Origin of the sequence: Methylobacterium frigidaeris (assembly GCF_022179185.1) — a bacterium.
Classification (GTDB): Bacteria; Pseudomonadota; Alphaproteobacteria; order Rhizobiales; family Beijerinckiaceae; genus Methylobacterium; species Methylobacterium frigidaeris.
In genome coordinates, this window is the sequence record NZ_BPQJ01000096.1 from 1 (window position 1) to 7,643 (window position 7,643).

7 protein-coding genes are annotated in these 7,643 nt (G+C 70.7%); 3 read left to right on the forward strand and 4 right to left on the reverse strand.

Annotated features, from left to right (window positions below; translation table 11 throughout):
• Positions 1-165: 165 nt before the first annotated feature.
• The 3 genes from MFF64_RS36035 to MFF64_RS36045 form a co-directional block, all read right to left on the reverse strand.
• The gene (locus MFF64_RS36035; RefSeq protein ID WP_099906623.1) at positions 166-546 is read right to left on the reverse strand and encodes a hypothetical protein; all 381 of its coding nucleotides are present in this window, start codon (positions 544-546) and stop codon (positions 166-168) included.
• Positions 547-678: 132 nt separating this feature from the next.
• Complete coding sequence (locus tag MFF64_RS36040) at positions 679-2,379, reverse strand: lysine--tRNA ligase (RefSeq protein ID WP_099906625.1); 1,701 nt, start codon at positions 2,377-2,379, stop codon at positions 679-681.
• Between the two features lie 100 nt (positions 2,380-2,479).
• Positions 2,480-3,505 (reverse strand): LLM class flavin-dependent oxidoreductase, encoded by a 1,026-nt coding sequence (locus MFF64_RS36045; protein ID WP_099906627.1) that lies wholly within the window; start codon positions 3,503-3,505, stop codon positions 2,480-2,482.
• Positions 3,506-3,783: 278 nt separating this feature from the next.
• Here MFF64_RS36045 and MFF64_RS36050 point away from each other — a divergent pair, with 278 nt between their 5' ends.
• Together MFF64_RS36050 and MFF64_RS36055 are read left to right on the forward strand one after the other, a co-directional pair.
• Positions 3,784-4,566, forward strand: coding sequence for an SDR family NAD(P)-dependent oxidoreductase (locus MFF64_RS36050; RefSeq protein ID WP_099906628.1), 783 nt, complete (start codon positions 3,784-3,786; stop codon positions 4,564-4,566).
• A 10-nt stretch (positions 4,567-4,576) separates the two neighbouring features.
• Positions 4,577-5,365: an SDR family NAD(P)-dependent oxidoreductase gene (locus MFF64_RS36055; RefSeq protein WP_099906630.1), complete on the forward strand. Its 789-nt coding sequence runs from the start codon at positions 4,577-4,579 to the stop codon at positions 5,363-5,365.
• A 10-nt stretch (positions 5,366-5,375) separates the two neighbouring features.
• Here MFF64_RS36055 and MFF64_RS36060 read toward each other — a convergent pair whose 3' ends face one another.
• The gene (locus tag MFF64_RS36060) at positions 5,376-6,200 is read right to left on the reverse strand and encodes a transporter substrate-binding domain-containing protein (RefSeq protein ID WP_099906634.1); all 825 of its coding nucleotides are present in this window, start codon (positions 6,198-6,200) and stop codon (positions 5,376-5,378) included.
• Positions 6,201-6,340: 140 nt separating this feature from the next.
• On the opposite strand from MFF64_RS36060, the gene MFF64_RS36065 reads away from it, so the two are divergent.
• On the forward strand, positions 6,341-7,150 hold the full coding sequence (locus MFF64_RS36065; protein WP_099906632.1) for a hypothetical protein: 810 nt from the start codon (positions 6,341-6,343) through the stop codon (positions 7,148-7,150).
• The last annotated feature ends 493 nt before the right edge of the window (positions 7,151-7,643 follow it).

Sequence of the window (7,643 nt, forward strand, 5' to 3'; positions counted from 1 at the left end):
CGATCGTCCCGATGTTGCAGTGCGGCTTCGTCCGCGAAAACTTTTCCTTGGCCATATCCATCACCTGCGGCAAGCCCGCCCACGACGTGCAGCCGGGCGGAAGGCGCGGCCCGCTTAGAGGGTTAGCGCCGGTTGATCAAGTCCGGCGTCGTCTCAGGGGGTGCCTCAAGGCGTTCCTGCGACGCGCCGGCGCCCGAGGCTGCGGGCATAGGCCTCCGCCGTCTCGCGCTCGTGGTCGGAGAGCAGCTGCTCGACGGCGCCGACGAGGTCGGGCGCCTCGGTGAAGCCGGCGGCGACGAGGGCCACCGCCTTCGCCCGCGCGGCGTCGCGCTTGGCCGGCAGGCAGATATGCTGGGCCCGCACGGCGAAATGCTCGGGCGTCTCGTGGCGAATCCGCGCGGCGGCGGATTCCCGCGCCAAGCAGCCCTTCAGCCGCGCGATCGCCGCCGCTTCGCGGGCCGGCCGCGCCACCTCGATGGCATGACTCTCGGTCACTTGGCCCGGCCCCGACAGGACGACGAGAAGGAGCGGCATCACGGCGCGCATGGCGGTGTCCCGGGGCGTTTGTTCCTGTTCTGTTCCATACCACCTCTGATTCCCTGCTGCCAAGGTAAACCGGTGGATGGGTGGGGACAACGTGGGAGCCGCCCCCGCCGCAGGGCGGGGGCGGAAGGACGGTCAAGCCGCTTCGGGCGTGCTGCGGCTCTCCAGGAACGCCGCATGCTCCTCGGCGAGCGCCCCCGACAGGGCGCGGGCGATCAGCGCGCGGGTCTCCTCGACCCCGTAGAGGGCGACGAAGGAGCCGAAGCGCGGGCCTCGGGCCTCGCCGAGCAGGATGCCGTAGAGCGTGGTGAACCACGTCTGCGACACGCCGGGACGCCCGTCCGGGCTCTTCGACTTGCCCGACAGGTCGGGGAAGTGGCGCCGCCCGACCTCGTAGACCGTCGCCTGCAACGCCTCGGGGTCGGTGGAGCCTCCTTGCGTCGCGAGCGTGTCGGAGAGATCGCGCAGGGCTGCCGCCTCCGCCTCGCTCGGCGCGCGGTAGGTCTTGGCCGGGCGCACGAAGTCGCGGAAGTAGCGCACGGCGTGGTGGACCAGCCGGTCGAGGCGCGGATGCGTCTCGGGCGAGGCCTCGGGCGCGTAGCGGCGGATGAAGCCCCACAGCACCGCCGGGTCCTCGGCATTGGCCACGGCCACAAGGTTGAGCAGCATCGCGAACGGGATCGCCCCGCCCTCCCCCACCCGCTCCGGCGCCGGCGGTTCCCCGGAATGCAGGTGCCAGACCGGGTTGCCGAGCTTCAGCTTCGGCTCCTGGCCCGGGAACTTCTCCAGGAACGACAGGTAGTCGTCGACGTGGCGGGGAATGACGTCGAAGTGCAGGCGCTTGGCCTCGCGCGGCTTGTTGTACATGAACAAGGCCAGGCTCTCGGGTGTGCCATAGGCCAGCCACTCGTCAATGGTGAGCCCGTTGCCCTTCGACTTCGAGATCTTCTGGCCCTTCTCGTCGAGGAACAGCTCGTAGTTGAAGCCCTCGGGCGGCTCGGCGCCGAGCACCCGCGCGATCTGGCCAGAGAGCTTGACCGAATCGATCAGGTCCTTGCCGGCCATCTCGTAATCGACGCCGAGCGCGACCCAGCGCATCGCCCAGTCGGGCTTCCATTGCAGCTTGGCATGGCCGCCGGTGACCGGGGTCTCGTAGGCCTCGCCCGTCTGCGGATCACGCCATACGATGGTGCCGGACGAGACCTTCACCTCGTCGATCGGCACCTGCATCACGTGCCCGGTGACCGGGTGGAGCGGCAGGAACGGCGAGTAGGAGGCGGAGCGCTCCGCACGCAGTGACGGGAGCATCACCCCCATCACCGCGTCGTAGCGCTCGAGCACACGCAGCAGCGTGGCGTCGAATCGGCCCGAGCGGTAGCACTCGGTGGCCGACAGGAACTCGTAGTCGAAGCCGAACGAGTCGAGGAAGCGGCGCAGCTCGGCGTTGTTGTGAGCGCCGAAGCTGTCATGGGTGCCGAACGGGTCCGGCACCGCGGTCAACGGCTTGTTGAGGTTCTCCGCCAGAAGCGCCTTGTTCGGCACGTTGTCCGGCACCTTGCGCAACCCGTCCATGTCGTCCGAGAAGGCGACGAGGCGGGTCGGCACGGAATCGTTCGTCAGCATCCGGAAGGCGTGGCGGACCATCGAGGTGCGGGCGACCTCGCCGAAGGTGCCGATATGCGGCAGGCCCGAGGGGCCGTAGCCGGTCTCGAACAGCACCTCGCCTTTGCCCGTCCGTTCCAGCCGGGCGACGAGCTTGCGCGCCTCCTCGAAGGGCCAGGCAGACGCGGAGGCGGCGGCCTCCGCCAGGGCGGGATCGATGCTGAATGCGGACATTGCCTGTCGAGGCCGCGCCGGACGCGGCCTTCCGGTGAGCGTGGAAGGAAGCCCGGCACCCTATGGGCCGCGCTTCCGAGGGTCAACGCGAGACGATTCGTTATGCGTGGGCGGGCTCGCGCCCCGGCGCGCCGACCGTCTGCGGACCGGCCATGATGTCGGCCAGGATCTCGTAGGAGCGTAAGCGAGCCCGGTGGTCGTAGATCGCGGCAGCGACCATCAGCTCGTCGGCCCCGGTGCGGGCCGCGATCGCGTCGAGGCCCTGGCGCACCGTCTCGGGCGAGCCGACCACCGAGCAGGCCAGCATCCCTGAGGCCTGCACCTTCTCGTGGCCCGACCAGTAGGTCTCGATGTCGTCGATCGGCGGCGGCAGCTGGCCGCGGGTGCCGCGGAAGATGTTGGTGAAAGCCTGCTGCGCCGAGGTGAACAGGCGGCGCGCCTCGCCGTCGGTCTCCGCCGCGATCACGTTGACGCCGACCATCGCGTGGGGTTTGGCCAGCTGCGCGGAGGGCTCGAAGCGGGCGCGGTAGACCTCCAGCGCCTGCATCAGGGCGTCGGGCGCGAAATGCGACGCGAAGGCGTAGGGCAGGCCGAGCATCGCGGCGAGCTGCGCGCCGAACAGGCTGGAGCCGAGAATCCACAACGGGACGTTGGTGCCCGTGCCCGGCACCGCCTGGATCACCCGGCCGGCATCGAGGGGCCCGAGGAGCGTCTGGAGCTCGAGCACGTCCTGCGGGAAGTGGTCCGAGGCGGCGGGGTCGCGGCGGAGCGCCCGCAAGGTGCGCTGGTCGGTACCGGGCGCGCGCCCGAGCCCGAGGTCGATGCGGCCTGGATAGAGCTCGGCCAGCGTGCCGAACTGCTCGGCGATCACCATCGGCGAGTGGTTCGGCAGCATGATGCCGCCCGCCCCGACCCGGATCCGGTGCGTGCCCCCGGCGATGTAGCCCACCACCACCGAGGTCGCGGCGCTGGCGATGCCGGTCATGTTGTGGTGCTCGGCCACCCAGTAGCGGGTGAAGCCCCACCGGTCGGCGTGCTGCGCGAGATCCAGGGTGTTGCGCAGCGCGTCGCCGGGCGTGGACCCCTGCGGGATCGGCGCGAGATCGAGGATGGAGAGTGGCGGCATCGGCGGGCCCCGGGTGTGAGTGCGTGTCCCCTGCTGGCGTTCAAGATTTGGCCTGAGGCGGGCGGATGCAAGCGCGCCGAGCCGATGCGTGACATGCATGGGAGACGCGGCCGCCGATGAGGCCCGCCGGCATACCGCCCCTTCCGACTGTCCAAAAAATGCGACTTTTGCCGTCCCATTCCGGGCTTTCGAACCATCACTTGCCCAGTCATGGCGATTCTCCGATGCTGGGACCCGCGCCCGCGGCGTCGACGAGACGGGCGGTCCGGGGAGGATTCATGGCGGGCTTGTTCGATCTCACCGGCCGGGTGGCGGTGGTCACCGGGGGCAATGGCGGCATCGGGCTCGGGATGGCGGAGGCCCTGGCCGGGGCCGGCTGCGCGGTCTCGATCTGGGGCCGCGACGAGGCCAAGAACCGGCACGCCCTGGAACGTCTCGCTGCCATGGGCAGCCCGGTTGCGGCCGAGATCTGCGACGTCGCCGATCCGGAGGCGGTACAACGGTCCTTCGACGCGACGCTCGCGCGCTTCGGCCGGGTCGACGGCATGTTCGCCAATGCGGGAGTGGCCGGCGGCGGGCGGCGCTCGTTCCTGGAGCGGGACGCGGAGGAATGGCGGCGGACCTTCGCGGTCAACCTCGACGGGGTGGTCGCGAGCTTCCAGGTCGCGGCCCGGCACATGGCCGAGCGCGCCGGTAGCGGCGACGCCTTCGGGCGGCTGGTGGCCACCTCCAGCGTCGCCTCGCTCCTGGGGGCGGCCCGCAACGAGCATTACGGCGCCACCAAGGGCGCGCTCAACGCGATGGTGCGGGCGCTAGCGGTCGAACTCGCGCGCCACGGCGTGACCGCGAACGCGATCCTTCCGGGCTGGATCGAGAGCGACATGACCGCGGGCCTGATGGCGAACGAGAAGTTCGTGACCTTCAACCTGCCGCGCATCCCCGCCCGCCGCTTCGGCCGGCCGGAGGATTTCGGCGGCATCGCCGTCTACCTGATGAGCGGCGCGTCGGCCTACCACACCGGGCAGGTGCTGGTGATCGACGGCGGCTACACGGTCGCGTGAGGAAGGCGCGATGGCACGCTTCACGAACAAGGCCGTCCTCGTCACCGGCGCCGGCAGCGGCATCGGCCGCGCCTCTTCCCTGCTGTTTTCCCGCGAGGGCGCGGCCGTGGCGGTGGTCGACCGCGACGCGGCCGGTGCCGAGGAAACCGCGGCGATGATCGCGGCGGAGGGCGGCCGGGCCCTGGCGCTCACGGCGGATGCCGGCCGCGAAGCCGACGTGACCGGCTTCCTCGCGGCCGCCGAGCGGGCCTTCGGCCGGCTCGACGCCATCCACGCCAATGCGGGGATCGGCGGCGGCACGGTACCGTTCACCGAGCAGGGCGTGGATCTCTGGGAGGAGGTCCTGCGGGTCAACCTGATCGGTGCGTTCCTGGCGATCAAGCATGGCGGTCCCCTGCTCCTGCGCCACGGCGGCGGAGCGATCGTCTGCACCGCCTCCGTCGCGGGCCTCAGGGCCAACGCGGCGGGCGCCGCCTACAGCGCCAGCAAGGCCGGGGTGATCAGCCTGGTCCAGACCGCCGCCGATGCCTTCGCGGGCTCGGGACTCCGGATCAACGCGGTCTGCCCCGGCCTGATCGAGACCGGCATGACGGCGGGCCTGTTCGCCGCGGCCCGGGCCAAGGGCAAGGCGGACCGTATCGGCCAGCTCAACCCCTCGCGCCGGGCGGGCGCCCCCGAGGAGATCGCCGCCGCTTGCGTGTTCCTGGCCAGCGACGAGGCCTCCTACGTCAACGGCCAGGCGCTCGCGGTGGATGGTGGCTTGTCGAGCACGCATCCGTTCGTGCCGCGGAAGACCTGACGACCGCGGCTCAGAACGGGCTGACCGGGAAGAACCGCAGGTACAATTCGGCGTACTTGCCCTCGTCCCACAGGCGCTGGAGCGCGTCGTCGAGGGCGCGGGCCAGGGCCTCGTCCTCCTTGCGGGTGACGAAGGCGGTGCCCTCGCCGAAGTAGCGGTTCTCCAGGTAGTCGCCGCCCGAGAAGGCGCAGCATCCTGCCGCCTCCGTGCCGCCGATCCACAAAGCCAGGGCCAGCCCGTCGCCGAACAGGTACTCGATCTCGCCGCGGCGCAGGGCCGCCTCGGCGGTACCGAGATCCGGGTAGGTCTTCGGGGTCACGTGAAAGAAGGTGCGCAGGTAGGCCTCGTGCGCGGTGCCCGAGACGACGCCGGTGGGATGCTCGGCGAGCACCTTCACGTCGGGCGCCGGCAGGCTCCTGTCGCCCCGCACCACGAAGCGGGCCGGCCAGCGGAAATACGGCCGGGTCGCCCGGTGGCCGGCCCTCAGGGATGCGGTGAGCGGGATCGCGGCCGCCACCACGTCGCCCTGGTTGGCCTGGAGCGCGTCGAGCAGCGTGTCGAAGCGGCGCACCTGCACGGTGCAGGTCAGGCCGAGCTTCTCGCAGGCCGCCCGGGCGAGCTCGACGGAGAACCCCGTCGGGTTGCCGTCCGGCCCGGCGAAGTGCAGCGGCGGGTACTCGTCGTCGGTGAGGAAGCGCACCGGCCGCGTGGTCTGCGGCGGCTCGGGCCGCTCCAGCCGGGCGCGGGGATTCCAGAAGTTCGGGATCGTCACCGCCTCCGCGGCGGTGGCCGGAACCGCCGCGAGCATCAGCAAGGACGCCGCCACGCGGCGCATCTGACGCTGCGGCACCCGTGCCACATTCGCGAAGAATCCGCGGCCGGAGAAGCGCGACGCTGTCGCGAGGATGGGGAGAGCCATAGGCTCTCCTACCACGAACCCCCGTCCGGGGGAGCCGGCATCGTCGGGGGCCCGAGATGTTCGTCGAGATCCGGTCTCCGAAGGGCACCGCGGTCGTCCTGCCCGGCGAGCTCGCCTTCCTGCTCGGCCAGGGCGTCGACCTCAGCCTCATCCGCGACGCCGCCCTCCTGGCGGGCCAATCGGGCACGGAGCCGGCGGCGGCCCTGCTGCGGGCCGGCCTGATGAGCGAGGCCGACTATTACGCCGCCCTCGCCCGGGCGCTGGGCCGGCCGTTCCGCGGCGCCGGCCTCGTCCTGCATCCCGAGGCGCGCTTTCCCGACGACATCCGCCTCGGCGCCGCCGTAGGGCTCGGAGGGGAGATCTACCTGGCCCCGCCGCCCGGGGCGGTGGGGGTGCTCCTCTCGGCCGGCGCCCCGCCCGGTGCCGTCCTCACCACGCCGGCGGCGCTCGCCGCCGCGGTGCTCGCGACCGCCGGTCCCCGCGCCGCCGCCCGGGCCGCCGAGGCGCTGGAGGTGCGCGCGCCCGACTGGGCCTACCGCCCGGGCTTGCATCCGGCGCAGATCCTCGTCCTGCTGCTCGGCGTCGCGGCGGCCCTGCTCCTCGTCGACGCCGCCCCCTGGCTGCACCTCGCCGCCCTGGCGCTCATCAACTTCACGGTCCTCTCGGTGATCGTCTTCCGCCTCGCCGCCCCGCTGCTGCGTCCCGATCCGCTGCCGGATCCCGCGCCCGTGCCGGACACGGAGCTGCCGGTCTACACCGTGCTGGTGGCGCTCTACCGCGAGACGAAGGTGGTACCCCGCTTGGTGAGCGCGCTCGCCCGCCTCGACTACCCGGTATTATGCAGCAAGCTCACCGAAAAGCGTTGAGGTGGCGCCATTGCTCCATGTGATGATCTGCCGCGTGGAAAATTACGTGTGTTTGGTGAATTTGCAGCCGTTGCCGGTTGGCGGGCGATCTCCCATCTACCGCCCTATGTGGATGTTGCGAATGGGCAGCAGCCACGGCAAATTCACCGGCCCGCCGTATCAACCGCCGGGCCGAGTGAACATTTGTAAACTCACCGCGTTATCGTTGCCCTGTCGCAGGATGACCCTTGCGACGTAAGATCGCGCCGTGGCGACCTTGACAAGGCACCGGCGGCGCCTCTTGCCAAGGAGGAACATATGAAGCGGTCTATAGAGACAATCTAAGACTGGACTTTCAGGCCAAGTATGGCAGAACCCCCCGATAAGCAATTGTCGGGGGGTTTTTACTGTGCGCTCTCAGCTCGGCAAAATCATAAATTGGTCCCTCCTAATCTCAGGTGGTAATTACCCAGGGGGTTTGGCGCGGTGCACGAGCCGGCTGACCTTGCCGAAG

Excerpts from the sequence above, each read along its gene's own strand:
- MFF64_RS36050 (WP_099906628.1), top strand. The coding sequence starts at position 3,784 with ATGGCGGGCTTGTTCGATCTCACCGGCCGGGTGGCGGTGGTCACCGGG.
- MFF64_RS36045 (WP_099906627.1), bottom strand. The coding sequence starts at position 3,505 with ATGCCGCCACTCTCCATCCTCGATCTCGCGCCGATCCCGCAGGGGTCC.
- MFF64_RS36060 (WP_099906634.1), bottom strand. The coding sequence starts at position 6,200 with ATGCGCCGCGTGGCGGCGTCCTTGCTGATGCTCGCGGCGGTTCCGGCC.
- MFF64_RS36065 (WP_099906632.1), top strand. The coding sequence starts at position 6,341 with ATGTTCGTCGAGATCCGGTCTCCGAAGGGCACCGCGGTCGTCCTGCCC.
- MFF64_RS36040 (WP_099906625.1), bottom strand. The coding sequence starts at position 2,379 with ATGTCCGCATTCAGCATCGATCCCGCCCTGGCGGAGGCCGCCGCCTCC.
- MFF64_RS36055 (WP_099906630.1), top strand. The coding sequence starts at position 4,577 with ATGGCACGCTTCACGAACAAGGCCGTCCTCGTCACCGGCGCCGGCAGC.
- MFF64_RS36035 (WP_099906623.1), bottom strand. The coding sequence starts at position 546 with ATGCGCGCCGTGATGCCGCTCCTTCTCGTCGTCCTGTCGGGGCCGGGC.